Annotated in this window: 21 protein-coding genes; 1 reads left to right on the top strand and 20 read right to left on the bottom strand. The window is 38.9% G+C overall.

What is annotated here, in order from left to right; genetic code table 11:
• Positions 1-49: 49 nt before the first annotated feature.
• Entirely contained in the window at positions 50-1,147 is a 1,098-nt protein-coding gene (locus ACH30E_RS02915; protein WP_490823602.1) for a 3-oxoacyl-ACP synthase III family protein, read from the top strand.
• Positions 1,148-1,151: 4 nt separating this feature from the next.
• Here ACH30E_RS02915 and ACH30E_RS02910 read toward each other — a convergent pair whose 3' ends face one another.
• The 20 genes from ACH30E_RS02910 to ACH30E_RS02815 all read right to left on the bottom strand — a co-directional run bounded on the left by ACH30E_RS02910 (position 1,152) and on the right by ACH30E_RS02815 (position 18,660).
• The gene (locus ACH30E_RS02910; protein WP_490823601.1) at positions 1,152-2,027 is read right to left on the bottom strand and encodes a TolB-like translocation protein; all 876 of its coding nucleotides are present in this window, start codon (positions 2,025-2,027) and stop codon (positions 1,152-1,154) included.
• A gap of 128 nt (positions 2,028-2,155) precedes the next feature.
• Positions 2,156-3,400: a chloride channel protein gene (locus ACH30E_RS02905; RefSeq protein WP_490823600.1), complete on the bottom strand. Its 1,245-nt coding sequence runs from the start codon at positions 3,398-3,400 to the stop codon at positions 2,156-2,158.
• A gap of 87 nt (positions 3,401-3,487) precedes the next feature.
• Positions 3,488-3,877 (bottom strand): DUF1801 domain-containing protein, encoded by a 390-nt coding sequence (locus ACH30E_RS02900; RefSeq protein ID WP_490823599.1) that lies wholly within the window; start codon positions 3,875-3,877, stop codon positions 3,488-3,490.
• A gap of 9 nt (positions 3,878-3,886) precedes the next feature.
• Positions 3,887-4,408 (bottom strand): DUF4199 domain-containing protein, encoded by a 522-nt coding sequence (locus tag ACH30E_RS02895; protein ID WP_294988766.1) that lies wholly within the window; start codon positions 4,406-4,408, stop codon positions 3,887-3,889.
• 195 nt (positions 4,409-4,603) lie between these two features.
• Positions 4,604-5,083, bottom strand: coding sequence for a response regulator transcription factor (locus ACH30E_RS02890; protein WP_490823598.1), 480 nt, complete (start codon positions 5,081-5,083; stop codon positions 4,604-4,606).
• Positions 5,084-5,140: 57 nt separating this feature from the next.
• Entirely contained in the window at positions 5,141-5,863 is a 723-nt protein-coding gene (locus tag ACH30E_RS02885; RefSeq protein WP_490823597.1) for an alpha/beta fold hydrolase, read from the bottom strand.
• A 106-nt stretch (positions 5,864-5,969) separates the two neighbouring features.
• Positions 5,970-6,821 carry a methylated-DNA--[protein]-cysteine S-methyltransferase gene (locus ACH30E_RS02880; protein WP_490823596.1) on the bottom strand — a complete coding sequence of 284 codons (852 nt, stop codon included), beginning with the start codon at positions 6,819-6,821 and terminating at the stop codon, positions 5,970-5,972.
• A 216-nt stretch (positions 6,822-7,037) separates the two neighbouring features.
• The gene (locus tag ACH30E_RS02875; protein ID WP_490823595.1) at positions 7,038-8,507 is read right to left on the bottom strand and encodes a serine hydrolase domain-containing protein; all 1,470 of its coding nucleotides are present in this window, start codon (positions 8,505-8,507) and stop codon (positions 7,038-7,040) included.
• A 100-nt stretch (positions 8,508-8,607) separates the two neighbouring features.
• The gene (locus ACH30E_RS02870) at positions 8,608-9,165 is read right to left on the bottom strand and encodes a helix-turn-helix domain-containing protein (RefSeq protein ID WP_490823594.1); all 558 of its coding nucleotides are present in this window, start codon (positions 9,163-9,165) and stop codon (positions 8,608-8,610) included.
• Positions 9,166-9,235: 70 nt separating this feature from the next.
• The gene (locus ACH30E_RS02865) at positions 9,236-9,706 is read right to left on the bottom strand and encodes a hypothetical protein (RefSeq protein WP_490823593.1); all 471 of its coding nucleotides are present in this window, start codon (positions 9,704-9,706) and stop codon (positions 9,236-9,238) included.
• Between the two features lie 58 nt (positions 9,707-9,764).
• Positions 9,765-10,295, bottom strand: a complete 531-nt coding sequence (locus ACH30E_RS02860; RefSeq protein ID WP_490823592.1) for a GrpB family protein — start codon at positions 10,293-10,295, stop codon at positions 9,765-9,767.
• Positions 10,296-10,411: 116 nt separating this feature from the next.
• Positions 10,412-11,500: a serine hydrolase domain-containing protein gene (locus ACH30E_RS02855; RefSeq protein WP_490823591.1), complete on the bottom strand. Its 1,089-nt coding sequence runs from the start codon at positions 11,498-11,500 to the stop codon at positions 10,412-10,414.
• A gap of 82 nt (positions 11,501-11,582) precedes the next feature.
• Positions 11,583-12,152, bottom strand: coding sequence for a Crp/Fnr family transcriptional regulator (locus tag ACH30E_RS02850; RefSeq protein WP_294988792.1), 570 nt, complete (start codon positions 12,150-12,152; stop codon positions 11,583-11,585).
• 145 nt (positions 12,153-12,297) lie between these two features.
• Positions 12,298-12,645, bottom strand: coding sequence for a VanZ family protein (locus ACH30E_RS02845; RefSeq protein ID WP_490823590.1), 348 nt, complete (start codon positions 12,643-12,645; stop codon positions 12,298-12,300).
• Between the two features lie 632 nt (positions 12,646-13,277).
• Entirely contained in the window at positions 13,278-14,225 is a 948-nt protein-coding gene (locus tag ACH30E_RS02840; RefSeq protein ID WP_490823589.1) for an alpha/beta hydrolase, read from the bottom strand.
• Positions 14,226-14,449: 224 nt separating this feature from the next.
• Positions 14,450-14,908 carry an SRPBCC family protein gene (locus tag ACH30E_RS02835; RefSeq protein WP_490823588.1) on the bottom strand — a complete coding sequence of 153 codons (459 nt, stop codon included), beginning with the start codon at positions 14,906-14,908 and terminating at the stop codon, positions 14,450-14,452.
• A 452-nt stretch (positions 14,909-15,360) separates the two neighbouring features.
• A complete protein-coding gene (locus ACH30E_RS02830; RefSeq protein ID WP_490823587.1) occupies positions 15,361-17,016 on the bottom strand; it encodes a serine hydrolase in 1,656 nt (551 codons plus the stop codon).
• 125 nt (positions 17,017-17,141) lie between these two features.
• Positions 17,142-17,582: a DUF6249 domain-containing protein gene (locus ACH30E_RS02825; protein ID WP_490823586.1), complete on the bottom strand. Its 441-nt coding sequence runs from the start codon at positions 17,580-17,582 to the stop codon at positions 17,142-17,144.
• 41 nt (positions 17,583-17,623) lie between these two features.
• On the bottom strand, positions 17,624-18,091 hold the full coding sequence (locus tag ACH30E_RS02820; RefSeq protein ID WP_490823585.1) for an anti-sigma factor family protein: 468 nt from the start codon (positions 18,089-18,091) through the stop codon (positions 17,624-17,626).
• A 2-nt stretch (positions 18,092-18,093) separates the two neighbouring features.
• Positions 18,094-18,660, bottom strand: coding sequence for an RNA polymerase sigma factor (locus ACH30E_RS02815; protein WP_490823584.1), 567 nt, complete (start codon positions 18,658-18,660; stop codon positions 18,094-18,096).
• Positions 18,661-18,666 lie beyond the last annotated feature (6 nt).

The following is an 18,666-nucleotide window of genomic DNA, read 5'->3' as shown; positions in this document are numbered from 1 at the left end:
CTCTGAAAAAATTTTAAAACTCCTTGAAATTCACTGATAATCATTAGATTTGGCATTACCCCTCATTCTAATAGCAATGCCAGAAAAGAAAACAGTTATCACAGGAACCGGGTCTTATATTCCTCCTCATATTAAGACCAACAGAGATTTTACGATCCAGGATTTTTATACGGAAGATCATGAAAAAATTGTGGCAACCCCTAATGATATCATTGAAAAATTCCGTGATATTACCGGCATTGAAGAAAGAAGATATGTAGGAACAGAATTCAATGCCTCAGATATGGCCGTTATTGCAGCCAAACATGCTATTGAAGATGCAGGTATTGATCCGGAAACCCTCGACCAGATAATCGTAGCGCATAATTTCGGCAATGTGGTAAAACATACTATTCAAACCGATGTTTTACCAGCACTAGCATCCCGTGTTAAACAGGCGCTACAAATACGCAATCCTTCCTGCGTTGCTTATGATATTTTGTTTGGTTGTCCGGGCTGGATTCAAGGCGTTATCCAGGCTGATGCATATATTAAAGCTGGCATTGCCAAAAAATGTATGGTTATCGGAACAGAAACCCTCAGCCGTGTAATTGATCATTACGATCGCGACAGCATGATTTTCAGTGATGGTGCAGGTGCCTGCATCATTGAATCAAAAGAGGGAGAAAGTGGTATTCTTGCAGCAAGTGTTCAAAGTCATTGTGTAGATGAAGCTTTCTATCTCTATATGGGCAAATCTAATTTCCCTGAATCAGATCCCCGTATCCGTTATATCAAAATGAAGGGCAGAAAAGTATATGAATACGCTATAAAAAATGTACCCGCTGCCATGAAAGATTGTCTTGATAAATGCGGCGTTCATGTAACCGAAGTAAAAAAATTCTTTCTGCATCAGGCCAATGAAAAAATGGATGAAGGCTTTATCAAAGTATTGTACAAACTCTATGGTTTAAAAGAAGTGCCTTCTCATATCATGCCGATGAGTATTCATAAATTGGGAAACAGCTCCGTGGCAACTATTCCTACTTTATACGATCTGGTGAAAAGAGGTGTACTCGACGATCACTCCTTACAAACCGGCGATATTGTTATGTTTGCTTCTGTTGGAGCGGGAATGAATATCAACGCAGTTTGTTACAGGGTATAAAAAATTATTCTTTGTATTGATATGGATCGAACGGAATAAAATATAAATCCTCATACATTCTGCCTGCTCCTTTCTTTTGACGGGAAAAATACAGTCGTTTTTCTTTTACATGGTAAAAAGGACAAAACTCTGCTAACTCGCTATTAACCGACGTTCCAATATTTTTAGGTTGCGGCCATTCCCCATGCTTTTTAAAACTGATATAAAGATCTACTTCACCTAAACCTGTTGTATCTGAGGAAAAATAAATGATGAAATCTTCCTCTGGTGAAATAAAGGGATTGGACTCCCTGAATTTTTTTGTATTAACAGGCGAACCAATATTTTCTGGTTCTTGGTATACCCCATTAACTTTTCTGGCAACATAAATATCAGCATTACCAGCCTGGGCTGGGTTGTCTTTCATAAAATAAACATCTCCTTTGTTGGTAACTGAAGCATAAGATTCGGAAGCATCTGTATTAATCGTATTTCCCAGATGATAAGGAGCCGACCAACCTACAGCCGTTTTATCAACCGCCCAGATATCAAAACCTGTTCTATTTGGCCGATCAGGTACCTGGCGTGTGGATTGAAACAAAACCGTTTTACCATCCGGACTAAAAATCGGATCAATATCTTTCCATTGGGCACTTGCTGATGAGAAAGATGCAGGAATCGGCTTTGACCATTGACCATTTATTTTATTGGATTGAAGTATAACCAATGTATCTCTTCTTCCATTCGACTTCACCCATAAAGCAGTATTGCCATCAGGAGATATGGTGAGTCCAAAAACACCGCCATCAGAAATTAATCCAGGTTCAAACAATTGAGCCTGTTGTGAATTTCCATAAAAACCAACCAGGATACCCATCATTATTAATCCAGATTTTAGCATAGAAATTATTATTTATTCTTTTGAAAAATAATAACCGCACAACTGAAAAAAATGATAAATAGGGTTAACTGGTTAAATAATTATTTAACCGATGCTACAAGTGTATTGATAAACTGGGGACAGGTCATTTATAACTTATCAAAATTGAAATAAGTTTTCCATTTTTCATATTTCGATTTTCCATTAAGCTGTTGTTCATAAATACTGTGATTGCCAGAGATAAAATAGGCAACCAAACAAGCAACGGCTGCAAAAACAGCTATATCAATTCCGAATAATTCAACTGCCATTATTGTACAGGCAATGGGGGTGTTTGTTGCACCAGCAAATACTGCAACAAAACCAATACCGGTTAGAACAGATAATGGCATTGGTATTACAAGCGATAAAGCATTTCCCAACAGTGCACCAATAAAAAATAAAGGAGTTACTTCCCCTCCTTTAAATCCTGCAGACAAGGTAACCACGGTAAACAATATTTTTATAGCGAAATCATATGCAGGCAATGCATTTTCAAATGACTCAACTATAGTAGGTATTCCCAATCCTATATATTTTGTTGTGCCGGTTAACCAAATAGCTCCAGCAACAATTAAACCACCCAGTACCGGTCTTAATGGAGGATAAGGTATTATGCTTTTAAACAAATTACTGCAACTATGCATCCCCCTGCAAAAGATCATAGCTGTAAGTCCGAATGCAATTCCTGCAAGAAGGGTGTACAATAAATTCATTGCAGTGATGTCCGGAGCTGTAGTTACTATATAGTGCGTGTGAGATGTTTGCCATAATAGCGTAACCTGGTCTGCAAGTAATGCTGATGCTGCGGCAGGTAAAAAAGCAGTGTACCTTAGTTTACCAATACGTAATAACTCCAAACTAAAAAGTATACCTGCAAAGGGTGTTCCAAATACAGCACCAAAACCGGCAGCAATAGCAGAGATAACGAGTATTTTCCTTTCTTCCTCCGACAAATGAAATGGTTTACTCAACTGATCTGCAATAGAACCAGACATCTGTAAAGCTGTACCTTCTCTACCAGCGGAGCCTCCCAATAAATGGGTAACAATGGTACCGATATATACAAAGGGTGCCATGCGGATAGGAATTATTTTATCAGGTTTGTGAATAGTATCAATCAGCAGATTATTGCCTGCTGAAACCTCTTTTCCATAATAATAGTATAATAAACCAATCAGCAAACCACCTATGGGCAAGAAGGCTATAATCCATTTATGTGCTTCGCGGAAATTGGTTACCCAATCAAGGGATTGTAGAAAAAAGGCAGAAGCAGTACCGGCAGATAATCCAATGATACAACATATAAGAACCCATCTGAAAAAAACACGAATGATATGGGTGGGGAATTTCATCTCTGCTATAAAGGTAGAACATAATCAGGAGGATTGTTTAGCCACAGATGCACAGATTAATACAATGTGCTCATCTGTGGCTAAAAATTATTTCAACCTCTCCAATACCCCTTTGCGTTTCACAATATTTTTATAATCCCACTGAATCTCACGCGCTTTTTTGAGCCATCTTTTCAGGTCCTTTTTATTGATTTGTCCAGCTTCCGTATATCGTTTCTCAGCAGCCATAAATTTGCCCTCCTTTTCAAGACCTTCTTCTTCAAAACTTCCGCCACTCCAAAATAATAAGCGTACACAATTTTTAAGCTTATCATATCCCACTATCGGATTCCCCTCAAGAAACCAAACAGGATGCCCATGCCAGATTTTATTTTCAGCGTCTTCTAATTGCTCACTGATTATCTCATACAAAGCATCACAGATCGATTTGTCATCTGCCGCAAGCGCTTTGTGGTAAAGTTGAATGTCTTTTTGCATGGTTTTCATTTATGTACCAACCGGTTTTGCTTTTCTTTTCAAAACCAATGAGCTGATAAAAGCTACTACCAGTCCGATGGGTAATACTTCAAAATAGGTAATCAAGATAACGAAAAAAGGACTTTTATACATTTCCTTAAACTGCTCCATTTCTGCTTTTTTAGCGGCTAAATCTCCGCCCTCTCTGGTACATACATTCAGAACATGTGCGGTATAGACTTCTATAAAATCAGGTACAAAGAGATAGTAATAGCCTAACCATACCAACACATACATGGTTGATCCCAACAGGGCAATTAAAGCACCCGTTTTAAATGCTTTCCCTAGACTAATTACACCTCCGAGTTCCTTATTTCTGTAATTCCTGATACCAAAGAAGGTAAGGGAGAATACCACAATCATGGCCGCATAACCTACTACATCATTGGTTTTGAGATCAGGTTTTGTGTAGAGCAGGTTTACCATATAAAGCATATGGCCCACGAGGATTGTGCCTAAAATGAGACCGAAAATAAAAATGTTCCTTTTCATCGTGTATAATTTTACACAAATCTATCTGCAACTGCAAGCTTTGGCCTCATACTAAAGTACCAAAATAGATCGAGAGGGGGTGTTTCATACTAAAGTAGGAGTATGGAGTCTATAAAAACACTTTACTCATTATAAATTGAGGTTTTTATTTACCGCAGAGAACGGGAGGGTTAAGAGTTTACGCAGAGGGATTTCTTATGGTGTTAGTTTGAGGCGTTTGGCTTTTTCGATGGCCTGGGTGCGGTTTTTCACTTCCATTTTAAAGAAGAGATTTGAAACATGGGTCTTTACCGTACTTAACGATAAAAACAACTGTTCTCCTATTTCCGCATTACTTAACCCTTTAGATAATTGTTGCAATACTTCATATTCACGGTTGGTGAGGTTGAGCTTCCTTAGCTCCACCTCATTCAATACAAATGATTCTGGGGGTACAACATAAACTTCTTTTTCAACCACTACCGTCTCAATTTTGGGTTTGGCTAATTGGGAAGCCACCCAAATGCCCAGCAGGGTGAAAAACACAGCTATCAGTCCTACATAAATATCTATCGAATGATCAACGATCAGGTATTTCCATTGCATCCATTTTAAGGCAAAAACCAGTACTGCCATTATTCCGGCGTACAAAAAAACAGATTTACCCGGTTTCCATAAACGACTGATCAGTGACATTGTTGAATTAACTTATTTCTTTCCTTTCGAAGGTAAATAATTCTCCAAAAGAGATCATCATTCTGTAGCAATCTCCAATAAAATCTCGCACAACGCTGCGGGTTGGCTGAAAAAGGGGGAGTGACTGGTTGCCATCTTGTACACTTTTTTGCAGGTAGTTTCTGTATACATTTTTTGTTGAATAAAGGGCGTAACGGCCCTGTCTTCTGTACATTCAATATAATAACGGGGTACCGATCCGAAATTTTCCTCACTCAATGCCAAAGGAGTAATACCTGTTGCTACACTTTCATGACTTAGTAAAAGTTTGGCTAATTCAGTAATATAGTCTTCACAATCATGGTACAGGCCTTCTTTATAAATTTCCGTTTGCAAAGTATGTGAGCCTGTTTCAGGGTAACGTGTAACATAAGGTTTCAATACCCCGTTTATATCCTGTGCAGAATATTCAACTTGCGTTTTCCCGTTGGGAATAAGATAGGCAGCCAGGTAAATAAGTTTTTCTATTTTATGCGGGCGATACTCTGCTGCCTGCGAAATAACGATACCGTTTTTGCTATGTCCTACCAGTATTACTTTTTCATCTGCTTCATCAATCATCTTACATAATTTATCTACTGATTTCTGAAGGGTTACTGTTTCAATTGGTGTTTTATCTCTTCCCATTCCCGGAAGGTCGATAGCAATAGCGGTATGTCCCTGCGCCTCCAGGATAGGAATTACTTTATGCCAGTTCCAGGCACTATGCCAGGAACCGTGTACGAGAATAAATGTTTTCATTATTGTATGTTTATTATCAGACCTGGTGTTCTGCGTTTAAGACAGAGTGGGAATGAACAGAAAAACAGAAGAATAATGAATATCCAACTTCGAAGTTGGATGTTCATTATTCAATATTCTTCTGTTCTTTCGCGCTTTCCCAGCCTATAATCGCTGCTTTGCGTGTTGGCCCCCACATATACCCTCCAAATTGGCCTGTGGATTGTATTACCCGGTGACAGGGTATCAAATAAGCTACGGGATTACTTCCTATTGCAGTACCTACTGCACGTGAGGCTTTTGCATTTTTTATTTGTGTGGCTATATTTCCATAGGTAGATAACTTACCCATAGGAATTTTTAAAAGTGTTTCCCATACTTTTAGTTGAAAGTCGGTTCCTTTTAAATGAAGTTTTATATTTTTTAAATGAGACCAGTCGTGCTGAAAAATAAACAAGGCATTTTGTTGCAGCATATCTAACTTTTGCTGATAATCCGCATTGGGGAATTGTGTTTTTAGATCATTTAAAGCTTTTGTTTGATCTTCTTCAAATGCCATATAACAAATACCTTTTTGCGTAGATGCAATAATGAGACTGCCAAATGGACTTTCTGCATAACTGTAGTTGATGGATAGTTGTTTGCCTCCATTTTTATATTCGGCTGGTGTCATGCCTTCAATATTGATAAACAAATCGTGCAGTCTCCCTGTTCCGGACAATCCAAGTTCAATAGCTGTATCGAAAAGAGTTGCCTGTTGTTCTTTTAGTAATTTTTTTGCGTGTTCTGTACTGATGTATTGCAGAAATTTTTTTGGGGTAGTACCTGCCCATTCGCTAAAGAGGCGTTGGAAATGAAAAGGGCTCAGGTGTACTTGTTGTGCAAGTTCTTCCAGACTGGGTTGTTGTTTGAAATGTGTATGAATATATTCAATAGCAGTAGCTATACGATTATAATTGAGCTGTTGCTGTTCGTTCATAATATTGATTGGAACACAAATTTCAGGGTTCATCAACCCTTACACAACCCGAAAATTGCGGAATATGAAGATCAGAAAAATCTTTTTTTTCTGTGCCATTCAGTGTCTTCAGTGGCAAAATAGTCCGAAAGTCAGCCCTTCCTTCGTTAGGGTGACCGAAAGTCCGGCGGAAATTGCCACTGAAGACACAGAAAGACACAGAAAAAAAGGGAAGATTTATTTTTTGTTCCAGAGTTCAGCACCCATATAAAGCTTTTGGGTGAGCAGCTTTTCGATCAGTTTCATATCATTATCTCCATTCAGAAATATGAGCCAGCCATTTTTACTTTTCGGAAATATAACAGCCAGTGTACTTACACCGGGGTCTTTCCCAGAATGGAGCAATACAAATTCATCATTGCTGAAGCCGGTTATTTTTTCCCAGCCTAAACCGAAATAGTCATTTTCCTTAAGCTGTACCTGATTTTTGTGCATTTCATCCTGCACCTGTTTTGATAAACCTGCTCCCTGTAAAACATACACCAGAAACTTACCATAATCTTCAACGGTGGTTAATAGGTTAGCAGCAGCATTTGCTTTGTAATACTTTACTGTTTCATGCGCATTGCCATTCTTATCATAATTGCGAACATACCTTGTCGTATCCATTGTTGTATCCCACCAGAAATGCGTATCCTTCATATTTGCCGGTTTAAACAACAGTTCATCTGCCAGTTGCTCCAGGCTTTTCCCAAATTTTTGTTCCAAAGATTTACGTAGGTACTCAAACCCTTCTCCAGAATATTGAAAGCGGGTGCCGGGTTCAAATTCAAAGCTTAGTTTTTTATCTGCATGCAAATAGCGCCAGTTTGGAAAACCGGTTTGGTGCGATAAAATAATCCTTGGTGTTAGTTTATGCATCCATAGATTATTTGTCAGGTCAGGGTCTTTCCAGTATTTATCCAGAGATTCATCAAGTGCCAGTTTTCCGTCGCTTACTAATTTTAATGTTACCAATGCTGTAATTGGTTTAGTAAGGGACGCCACTTTAAAAATCGCATTATAGGGAGCGGGTCTTTCTTTATCAAGGGTTCCGAATACATTTATTTTTTGCAGCTTACCATTGTTTATGATTCCTAAACCCATTGCAGGTACTTTTTCCTGCAGCATCAATTGTTCAATTTCCTTTTCAAAGTTCGAGGAAACTGGCTGGCTCGATGGATTATGATGGTCATAACTCAACACCTCTTTTAGCAACCATTCCCCATTATTCAAAAGCCAAACATGGGTAAATCTGGCTTTAGTGGTTGGTCTGTCTGGTTTATTGGGTTCTCTGATATAAAAATTATGTACCCCATGTTGAATGGCGCCATATAATTTCCCCTCCTTGTATAATGGGAATACTTCGAGACTGTTAGCCTCGAGTTTTCTGATGGGTTTTTGGTTTGGATTACCACAGATGTTCTTTTTCACACTTTCCAGGAAATCTGCCCGGTTTTGTATACCGCCCTGGTCGTGGAAGAAAATCAGGTCGGGGTGGATAGCTTTACTGAGGTATTCAAGGTCGCAAAGGTTAAAGCTTCGTTCAAAAAAGACGCTGTCCTGCTTTTGCAATTGCACGTAGAGTTCAGCGTCTTTAGCCACTTGTGCTTGTGTATGACTATAGGTAAACAGGGTCAATAACAGTAGTGCAAACCATTTTTTCATCTTAGGATCTTTTGAAGCAAAGATGAATGGTTGAACTGGTTTTTGGGTTGAAAACAGCCCGCCAATATGCCGCCAGCCAGGCGCCAAATCCTTTACAGGCTTATATCAGGCTGAATTTCACCCCTATTGCGGGTTTTTTGTGTTTATCAAGTGAAATGGCGTTCCAGATGATGAGCATAATATTGCTGAGGGCCAATAATATCATTACGATTAAAGTGAACTTATTACTCCAAAAAAACCAGTTTCTGACAAAAGCTGCCAACATAAATAATACAAAAGAACCAACCGTCCATAGTATCTGAATGGTGACCAATTGTTTGGCCATGGCACCAAATTCCTTTTTAAGGAACATAATCAGCAGGGGTAAAATAATATTCAGGGGCGGCAGAAACGCTATCGGTAAGGAAGCCAGGTTAATCAATTTCATCAAACCTATGTTTACTGGCCGGGGTACTTCATTTGTACTCACCGGGTCATTTTTACTCACCAGTTCATTAGGCTCAATATGTAAGGTTTTGGCTAATGCTTTTAAAGTATATCCTTTGGGATCGGTTCCGGCTTCTATTCGTTGTATGGTTCTTACTGATACGCCCGATTGAGTGGCCAGTTCTTCCTGGGTGAGGTTAGCTTTCTCACGGGCTAATTTTAATTTCGACATCCCTATCCCTTTGTTTTACTGCCTGCAAAATATAGATAAGTGTTGGTTGAACAGTAAAAACGGGTAAGATTCATAGCCCTTGTCTTACCATTTCCCGGTATTTATTTCCGGCAATATCACTTCTTTTAAGTTCTATAATATATGCTTTAGCCATTGCTGTTGTAAGGATAATACGATAGGGGAAACGTGAAAAATAGGTCGTGTCGTTGATTTTTGTCCAACGGTAATACTTATCAGCTAATATATTATTCAGGAATTGCTGGTAACAGCTATCACAGGTTAATACTTTTCTTTCTTTATAACAACGGTTCTTGTTGTCGAAATAAAGTATAAGATCCAGGTCTTGAACAGTTTTGTCGCGTACCAGATAGCTGAGGGTTGTATCTGTTGCTGAAATACTGATATTCATTCCGGAATTATTCAATTTTGACTTTTCCAGCTTCTTCATGGCTTTTTCCTTTGTCAAATCAATATAACCCTGAGCAAACAGGGTTTGACCAATGCCGCAGAATAATAATAATAGTAGTGGAAGTTGTTTCATACTATCCATTTGCGTGAATTATTGTAAAGGTTGGGGTTTAAATGTAAAAACAAAACTATTACTGTGTATTACTCTCTTCTTCTATCATGATATCGATAAAGTTATTTACCAAATCCTCTTTTAATGTTGCATATTTCTTTCTGTCTTGCCCGGCCCGATCCGCAATTTCATATTTCATTTGCTGGTATTTTTTCCTGGCCCATTCATTTTTCCGAAGGTAGTTTCTGGAAAGCAGGTGTCGTTCAAGTGCTTTGCTGTTTGTAGAACAAACATAAAGATGATGAGGAATGGTATCTAGTATACCATGTTTTTGAAGACCATCTCTCTTAAACACTTCACGATCTTCAATACCCTGGTTGCCATTATGATAGTACCCGGCTTTTTCAAGCCTGGTTTTTATAAGCTGGAAATCATTTTCATTATAAAAGATGATATCTATATCTATAATGGGCTTGGCATCCAAGCCGGGAACAGCAGTGCTGCCAACATGCTCAATAGTAAAGTTGAGGTTTTGAAGGAATTTTTCAAGTGCGTCTTTGATATTGTTGAACTGATGAACCCATTCAGGCCTGTACTTTTCAATAAGCATGTTACCTATTTCTTTATATAGCTAATTAGCATTGAAAATTACTAAAAATCAGTACCGTAAAACAGGCATTCGGATAAATGGCATCACAACTGGTACGACTGGTTAAAACAGGGGTACTACTTCTTGTTATGATTCTCTTTCAGTTTTCTCATAAGAAGTCTTACCCCCTGATGGGTTTCATCATTGTAACAATTGGTAAAGATAATATAGGCCATCTTATTTACCCGGTCAATTTGTGCAATAGTATAATAGGTGAATGCACCGGTTCCGGAATGGGTAGAAAATTCCTGATTGTTTTCAGTTATATTGAACCAACCCATTGAGTAATGTTCTGCACCTTTATGAAGAAAATGATAGGTTGAGCTTTTTAAATAATTAGACTGACCTTTTAGTCCTTGCAAATTCAGTTGGATAAATTTAATGTAATCTTTGAGTGTAATATTTATATCCCCGGCAGGTTCTGTATAATCTAAATGATAATCGAATGTTGAAGGAATCGGTTTAAGTTGATTGCTATCGGTACTATGTCCCCAGGTATCTTTTCGTTTTTGGTTCTCGGGCCATGACAGTTGTACATTCAGTTTTAGGTCTTTATTGAAAACCAGATCTACCAGCTCTTCCCAGCTTTTACCAGATGCCTTTTCTACCATTAATGTTGCCAGGGTATAGCCTGCGTTTGAATAAATAAAAGGATTTGTTGTATCAGGTTTAACCGGGTCAAGGGTTAAAACAAATTTTCCGAATTGTCTTCTTTTTTCCTGATTGGTTCCCGTAAAATCTGGAATTACCGGATCATTCTCTCCCTGAAATGGTTGTATTCCTGCTCTGTGTGAAAGTAAGTCTTGCAGGTTTATATCCTTATAAACTTCTTTGCCTGCTTTTTTCCATTCAGGGTAGATTTCATAAAACTTTGTGGTCCATTTTAATTTTCCCAATTCTACATATTTGGCAATAATGAAGGCAGTCATCGCTTTAGTGTTAGAGCCAATATGAAATCTGTCTTGCAGTGTTGCTGTATCTGGCAGAGCGATAGAATGATGCCCCAAAGCGGCTATTTCAATAGTTTTTGCATTATCTATTACAGCATACGACAATTCAGGAATATGGTAATAATTCCTGATAGAGTCTGCAAAGCGAACTGTTTTTTGACTGTAAACAGTAGTAAGCTGTGTAAGTATAAGTACCAGTAAACAAATTCTAATCATAAACAGACTTGCATTTACGCTCTTTGTAATTTTTACTTAGTACAAATGTAAAAGAGTAATGCCTGTAATGATTTGACCTAGGTCAAGTCTTTAGTTTTTGTCTGATGCGGCTTAGTCTTTCCTGCGTTATCCCTAAAAAAGAAGCTATTTGTGAAAGCGGTATATTTTCAATAACCGAAGGTTGTTGCTGTAACAACTGTTTGTATCGCTGCTCTGCTGTTAATGAAATCACTTCAATTACCCGGTTTTCCAGGATTGAAATATAATTAGCCATTATATTGTTGGTAATAGTTGTATACTTTTTAGCAGAACAGGCTTTCTGAAAATCTTTTAATTCACAAATCAAAACACTGCTATCTACGACTGCTTCGATGGCAAAATTATTAGCTATCCCTTTTAACAGGGAAGTTGGACAACAATCTACATCACCTTCAAATGTGAAGCCGAGAGTGTAGGCTTTATCGTTTTTAATAATTGAAGTTTTAAATGCTCCATGCAGGATGTAAAAAAAGAAAGAGGGATGGGCGCCATAGCGTACAATAGTTTCCCCTTTTTTAATCCTTTTCTCTTTCCCAATTTTCTGAATGATTGAGTAAAAATATCTGGACTGTTTTTCTGATATTTTTCCAAATAGGAATTCAGGTGAAATCATGGTATAAAAGCTGTCATCATTTTCTTATGTGAAGCAGACAAGCAAGTTTGGGAAAGTTTCGGAACTTTCCAAAAGCTAAGGTTCAAGGGGTTGGATTATCCCTTTTTCACCGGCGACAGAAAAACTTCGAATTTTAGTGTTAAGGTCAGGATTTACTATTCCCATTGCTTTGGCTCGTTGGAGGCTTTTTAATAAAAAAACTAAATCCAACATAAACAATCCATAATACAGAAAAAGCAATAATTCCTTTAAGGTTAGCCAAAACATCTTCTTTATCATAACGGCCATGTATTCTTACCTGAAAGAATTTGTTAGAATAGGCCTGAGCATATTCAATAGACACACCTAGCAGGTAGAGGAAAGCGAATATGAAAAGGTGAACAGTAAATTTTTTATTCGCAAATAAGATATTTAGAAATGCTGCTGCTAAAAAATAAAATAGTGAATGCAACTCTTTATCATGGTGTCTGAAGACTGATGGTAATTTCACCATGAAGCCGATAATTGAACACACTAAAAAAAGACAGGTTAAAATTATTTTACCCTTTCTACTTAATAACAACTTCATTGATGGTGTTTATTGATTGAATGTTCTGGTAATAAAATAGTTGCAGCATTTCTAAACTTAAGTGTGTTCTTTCCTTTCATAATCTTTGGCTACAGCTTACTTAAATGCTGAAAGTATTAGCTTCTTTTGTTTTAAGGTATTCTTCATCACCTTCTCTTTAATTGCCGGATTTTCACTATATCTAAATCAACATACTCAGTTGGTACAACCTGTCATGATAACCTATAATTATCCTTACATCGTCCGTAAGAGCTTTCTTCACCGCCATTTTCGTGAGTGCATCGCAATAGTAAACTGTTTCTGCCTGTTCTTTTGTATTGATCACATAAGAAGCAGCTTCATTAAATTGAATAGCACCCCGACTGCTAATATATGGAACTATTGAGCAGAGAAGATAATTAACGAACCAATTAAATTTTGCCGAAGCTTTTACTCCAGGAAAAATTTATGAAAATCTGTACAAGCTTAATTAGGAGGAAGGCTATTTACATGCCTGGAGACAAGAAACTTTTGGAAAGTTTGGGAACTTTCCAAAAGTTAGCATGCAAAGGATCAATTTATTTTGCTTTTAAAAATTTGTTGACGTCTAACCAATGTACAAAAGCATCAAACCAACGGTTACTGGTTCTACCTGGGTTACCAAGTCCGAAACCATGACCACCATTCTGGTAGAGGTGAAATTCAACAGGTATACCTGCTTTAAACCAGGAGTCGATCACACCAAACTGACCACGGAAAAGAAAATCATCGGATGCGATTACATTAAACATAGGAGGTGCATTCTTTGGCACATTAACCGGACCCATTCCACCGTAAATCGGTCCTATGAAAGCCAGCTTCATAGTCTTGGAGTTAAGTGTTGAATGCATGGTTAAACCAGCACCGGCTGAAAATCCGATCATTCCAATTCTATCGGTATCTACTCCCCACTCTTTGGCACGATTTACAATCATGGCATAAGCTGCTTCAGCGTCTGCAAGCTGATTAGACAAATCCATTTGCTGCGGAGGTGCGGGTGCTGTACCTTTTTTTGACGTGTCGGCTGGTGGAGGTGCTGCTGTGCGTGGGCGGTTCATCCAGGCAGTAAAGTCTTCCAGTTTATCCGGAGTAGGGTGAAGACGGTATTTGAGAACAAAAGCAGCTATGCCCTTATCGGCGAGTGCCTGTGCTACTTCCCAGCCTTCATTACCTAAGGAAAGCCAACGAAACCCACCGCCCGGTGCTACTATTACTGCTGCGCCGTTTGCTGTACCTGGTTTTGGAAGAAAGGGAGTAAGGGTTGCAGTTGTAATATTTCTTGCCATAGGATCACCCCATTGGCGGAACCATGATTCAGATGCCGGCTGGTCTTTAACACCACCGGTACCAAGTAATATGGCATTGGGTTCTGGGGGAGCTTTTAATGGATAAATGGTACCATCTTGTGCCATCGCAGAAACTGAAAAGATCAGTAAGGCACTTGCTAAAAAAGATGATTTAGCAAAGGTTTTAAGATTGCAAGTCATGTTAGTGTTGTTTTATGATTAAAAAGAAGGTCAGTCTTTTTTGCACTAATAAAGAGGACTATGCGAAGAAGCATGGCAAGTTTCAATCGTTAATAGACCCAGATTAGTATTGACCAAAATACTAAAATTAATTGTAAAAAATACAATTAATAAGGTGATTTTTAGTTTTGTTATCCCAGATGAAAATCATGTGGAAGATTGATTATCAGCTATCTGTGTGCCTTTTATTGTTCTGAAATTTCCTTTAGTTTATCCAATGCATTTGGATAAGTTTTGTGAAAGTAGTCCTGGTATTCTTCAAGTGAGTCGATCTCTACGGTTACAGTGGTAGTATTGTTGTTTTCCAGAAACTGATAATTTTCATGACTACCTGCCCATTTTTCTACCTGCTCTCCTGTTGTTATTTCCTGATCTCCATCAATGAAACCGTAATGGCGAATGGAAATAAAGCTGGCAGGTATATGTTCCTCTATTTCCGAAATCATACCACCTCTTTTGCCATTTTCATCTGTTCCCACAAAAAGAATTTTACCCCCTTTGTCCCAACTGCCTTCATAAGTAGATGTTGGGTTGAAGGCTGCCGTCCAATATTCGTAAGTGGCTTTGTCTTTTAAGCCCAGCATGGTTTCATATACTTTCTGAGCCGGGGCATTTATTGTTTTTGTGAACTGTATTTTTTGCATATGCGTAATTATTTGTGTGAATACTGTTGCATCCTTGCATCTCTAACCATGATCCCCTTTGCAGGAAATCATCCTCCCGGATATAGTGAACAAGCTGCCCTATCCACAGAAAAAGACCCAGGTTAGCTTAACCAAATTACAGAAGTTTAGCCAGTACTAAGGGCAAAACTGTATGATATACATGCTAATTCTGCCCATATCTCTTTTCGATTTTTCTTTTGCACTAACTCCTATATAAGCCCGATATAAGCCCGATATAAGCCGGATATAACCCCGATATAAGCCCGCTCTTTAAAGGAGGTGGTTAAATAGGTGTTTTAACGGGTTTAAATAAGCTAAGTATATGGTTTATTGTAAACAATGCATCGAAGCAGGTGCTTAGATGGTTCCTGTAAAACGGCTAAAATGACGTATGAATGGAGTCGCTGCGGGTTAATGCCTGGTGATTTCGCCTACTTCACTTTCTTTCCTTCCATCTTGTTTCCACCCTGAGCAAATACAAGGCTTTGTACTGTTCCGTCGGTATTAATGTGAAACAGCACCTGGGCGCCTATTTCTTTAATAAAAAACGCCTGCTCGCTTGCTGCAAAAAGTTCAACTGGCGGCTGTCCGGTTGCGGTGGCCATCAGGCGGCCGTTTTGTATTTCAATGCTTACCTGGAATGAGGGTGCCAATTCATACACACCTGTATACCTTGCAAGTTGTGCTGGTGTCAATTGTATGGCTTCCTGTGCTGTCAATGGTTGTTTATCTGTTTCAACACCCCTGCTTTTGGCAATCCGGTCTGCATAAAGCACTCGCTTTTTTCCATCGCTTACAGCAAACTGATAGGTAGCGAAACTGTTTTCAAACTTATATGCATCAGCTGCCAGTGGCACCAATTTGAGTGGGCAGCCGCCCTCACGCGTGCTGTAAAGCGCCCCTTTTTCGTAACTGATAAAGCGTACCACATCTTCAAACTGATAAGCTCCCACCCATTTTTGCAATGCCTGTTCCGAAATGGCTGCAGCGGGTTGTTCGGTTATGGGCTTTCCTAAAAGTGCCGCTACCGCTTTTATATTATAGGTTGCCGGACCCTTACCATCATCGAGGTTGCTTAATACAATGGCATACATGTTTTGTTCCGGTACATAAATACCAGATGTAGTAAAACCATTGATTCCACCCGGGTGTTCTATGGTGCTGGTTCCTGCTATTTCATTGATCTCCCAGCCGTATCCATAATTGTTGTGTTTCCCATTGTTTAATGCATAGTTGGTAAAAGCCAGTTGCCTGGTTTTTGCCGAAATAAGTTTATTATGGTGTATGGCTTTACTCCATAAAAACAGATCATCGATTGTAGACATTAATGATCCTGCAGCATATGGAATTGTTGGACTCATGTATTCAGCGTTTTCGTATTTGCCTTCGTACAACAGGTAACCATTTGCCCTGTTCGGAATTATGCTATAACTATCCGCATAATAAGAGTGCTTCATGCCGAGTTTGTCGAATATATTTTGCTGGATAAACGCTGCATAACTCAACCCAGTTACTTGTTCTATGATATATCCTAAAAGCAAATACCCCGAATTGCTGTATGCATATTGTTCATTGGGGTTAAAGTCCAATGGCAGGTTTTTAACTGTGTTAATGATTTCTTCCGGGCTGAGGTCAAGCCGGGTTTTGGTGCTGAATGCTGGCAGGTTGGTATAGCTTTTTATACCTGATACATGATTCAGCAAATGGTGAATGGTTATTTCGTTTCCCCTTGGATAGTCTGTTATGTATTTCGATAAGCTGTCTTGCAGGCTTAGCTTTCCCTGTTCCATTAACATCAAAATAGCTACACTGGTAAACTGTTTGGTAATAGATGCCAGTTGCATTACTGTTTCTGGTTTCATGGGTGTGTTCAATTCCAGGTTCGATTTACCAAAGGCTTTTCGATACATAATTTTGTCGTCTTTGGCAATCAGCACTGTTGCTCCTGGCCCGTTTACCGGGTATGCTTTGTTGAAAATAGCATCCACAGCTGTTGCTGTATTTTTTGTGAAAGCTGTAGCCTGTTTTGTCTGTGCAATACTTATTTGCGCTACTAAAATGGCGATACATATGCCTATATATTTCATGTTTGCTGTTTTTAAGATTCGTGTGTATAACCCTTGCTGCTGATGTGCAGGCAATGGTTTACCAGGCCCAGGACATTGAGCATTTTTGGGGTTTGCCGGAAATGGGTGAATGGGTTTGGCCTTTGTTATTTACGCAGGTAGAAGAAATACGCCAGGTAACTCAGTCCAATGCTAAATGCCATGATAGCGAGGGAATGAATGTCAACGGGTGCTGTTAGATAGGTTAGTGCCAACCCTGCACCTATGCCACAAAACAGTATCGCCATTTTAACGATTTCCTGCTGTTTTTCCTGGTCGTTTTTGTTTAATAAATAGGCTGATAGTTGTTCGGCCATGCCCCGGTCGATCAGTTTGTTTTTCAACCGGTATTCTAAAAAATATTTCACCAGTGAGGTGAGTATGAATACCAGAAAGGCAATAAACAACACAGGTAGCAGGATGGAACTTACAGGATCTGTGGATGCATGCTTCACAGCGTTTGATGTATCAGCTGTGGTTGGATTGTGCTGTGCGAATACCGGCACTGTGGCCAGTGGAATGAGTATAATTGAAGCTATTTTTTTCATGATTGATTTGATTTTGAATGATACTTTAATTAGACAGCACATTAAAGTGTCGGTTGCAAATTATGGTGGAATATTTTTTTCATTTTCGATTTGTATTGCCGGGTTATATCGGCCAATAAAAATAGGAAAACAGCTATGCCGGTACCTATTACCAATAGTGCTGTGAACATGGGTTTTAAGGCTAACATGGTTAGTATATCGGGTAGGTATGGAATGGAAAAAGCAGCAATGCCGGTTACCAGCAAAACCAATAGACCCCAATAAACAATGTTTTGTTTTTTCTCTTTTTGCTGTTCATAAAGCGCAATCTTTTGCATGGCCAATGTGGTGAGGTCGAAAGCAAAGGTTTCGGCTTGCATTTGCTGCACGCCTTCGATCAACAGCTGGTATTGGTGCAGTTTTTCGTGGCAGTTGGGGCATTGGGCCAGGTGTTCGGATATGCGATCATCCGCTATCTCTTTTAATAAGTATGCCTGCAACATGTCGTCTGTTAAATGGCTGTTTTCCATGATTACTTATTTTTTGCTTGTTGATTGATCTTGTCTTTCAGTATTTTTCTTGCCCTGTGCAGGTAACTTTTGATGGTTCCTTCGGGCAAATTGGTAATGGCGGCTATTTCTTTATTGGGCAATGCTTCAAGGTGGTACAGTATGATCAGTGTTTTATACAGGGGTGGCAGTTGTTCAATGGCTGTATGCAGCATGGCCAGCGTTTCTGTTTTAATGGCAGTCAGCTCCGGCGTTTCGGTTTCAACGAACTGGTTTTCCATGGGTGTTTCCAGTTCTATGATGGGAATCTTTTTCTTTTGAAGGTGGTTGATGGTGGTATGGTATGCAATACTTGCCACCCAGGTTGATAGTTTGGATTTGAATTGAAAGGATGGCAGTTTTTGGTAGGCTTTCAGGTATATTTCCTGTACCAGGTCTTTTTGTGCTTCTTCATTGCTTACCATCTTACGCACTATCTGGGTTACCAGTTTTTCCGTATGCTTTACCACAAGCACAAAACCCTGTATGTTACCATTCAGGATATTGGTTACCATAAGTTTATCAGAAAAATGATCGCCTTCTTTGCGCATATTTCT

It is taken from the genome of Sediminibacterium sp. FW305-C-61 (genome assembly GCF_058231065.1).
Note: the sequence above shows the minus strand (reverse complement) of the source record. Positions and strands in the feature narration are given on the sequence as shown.

Bases quoted from the DNA above. Each gene is read 5' to 3' on its own strand.
- ACH30E_RS02825 (WP_490823586.1), bottom strand. From the start codon at position 17,582: ATGAAAAAAATAGCTTCAATTATACTCATTCCACTGGCCACAGTGCCG.
- ACH30E_RS02870 (WP_490823594.1), bottom strand. From the start codon at position 9,165: ATGTCGAAATTAAAATTAGCCCGTGAGAAAGCTAACCTCACCCAGGAA.
- ACH30E_RS02895 (WP_294988766.1), bottom strand. From the start codon at position 4,408: ATGAAAAGGAACATTTTTATTTTCGGTCTCATTTTAGGCACAATCCTC.
- ACH30E_RS02865 (WP_490823593.1), bottom strand. From the start codon at position 9,706: ATGAAACAACTTCCACTACTATTATTATTATTCTGCGGCATTGGTCAA.
- ACH30E_RS02845 (WP_490823590.1), bottom strand. From the start codon at position 12,645: ATGGTGAAATTACCATCAGTCTTCAGACACCATGATAAAGAGTTGCAT.
- ACH30E_RS02875 (WP_490823595.1), bottom strand. From the start codon at position 8,507: ATGAAAAAATGGTTTGCACTACTGTTATTGACCCTGTTTACCTATAGT.
- ACH30E_RS02890 (WP_490823598.1), bottom strand. From the start codon at position 5,083: ATGTCACTGATCAGTCGTTTATGGAAACCGGGTAAATCTGTTTTTTTG.
- ACH30E_RS02885 (WP_490823597.1), bottom strand. From the start codon at position 5,863: ATGAAAACATTTATTCTCGTACACGGTTCCTGGCATAGTGCCTGGAAC.
- ACH30E_RS02910 (WP_490823601.1), bottom strand. From the start codon at position 2,027: ATGCTAAAATCTGGATTAATAATGATGGGTATCCTGGTTGGTTTTTAT.
- ACH30E_RS02855 (WP_490823591.1), bottom strand. From the start codon at position 11,500: ATGATTAGAATTTGTTTACTGGTACTTATACTTACACAGCTTACTACT.
- ACH30E_RS02830 (WP_490823587.1), bottom strand. From the start codon at position 17,016: ATGAAATATATAGGCATATGTATCGCCATTTTAGTAGCGCAAATAAGT.
- ACH30E_RS02850 (WP_294988792.1), bottom strand. From the start codon at position 12,152: ATGATTTCACCTGAATTCCTATTTGGAAAAATATCAGAAAAACAGTCC.
- ACH30E_RS02815 (WP_490823584.1), bottom strand. From the start codon at position 18,660: ATGCGCAAAGAAGGCGATCATTTTTCTGATAAACTTATGGTAACCAAT.
- ACH30E_RS02900 (WP_490823599.1), bottom strand. From the start codon at position 3,877: ATGCAAAAAGACATTCAACTTTACCACAAAGCGCTTGCGGCAGATGAC.
- ACH30E_RS02880 (WP_490823596.1), bottom strand. From the start codon at position 6,821: ATGAACGAACAGCAACAGCTCAATTATAATCGTATAGCTACTGCTATT.
- ACH30E_RS02905 (WP_490823600.1), bottom strand. From the start codon at position 3,400: ATGAAATTCCCCACCCATATCATTCGTGTTTTTTTCAGATGGGTTCTT.
- ACH30E_RS02835 (WP_490823588.1), bottom strand. From the start codon at position 14,908: ATGCAAAAAATACAGTTCACAAAAACAATAAATGCCCCGGCTCAGAAA.
- ACH30E_RS02820 (WP_490823585.1), bottom strand. From the start codon at position 18,091: ATGGAAAACAGCCATTTAACAGACGACATGTTGCAGGCATACTTATTA.
- ACH30E_RS02840 (WP_490823589.1), bottom strand. From the start codon at position 14,225: ATGACTTGCAATCTTAAAACCTTTGCTAAATCATCTTTTTTAGCAAGT.
- ACH30E_RS02860 (WP_490823592.1), bottom strand. From the start codon at position 10,295: ATGCTTATTGAAAAGTACAGGCCTGAATGGGTTCATCAGTTCAACAAT.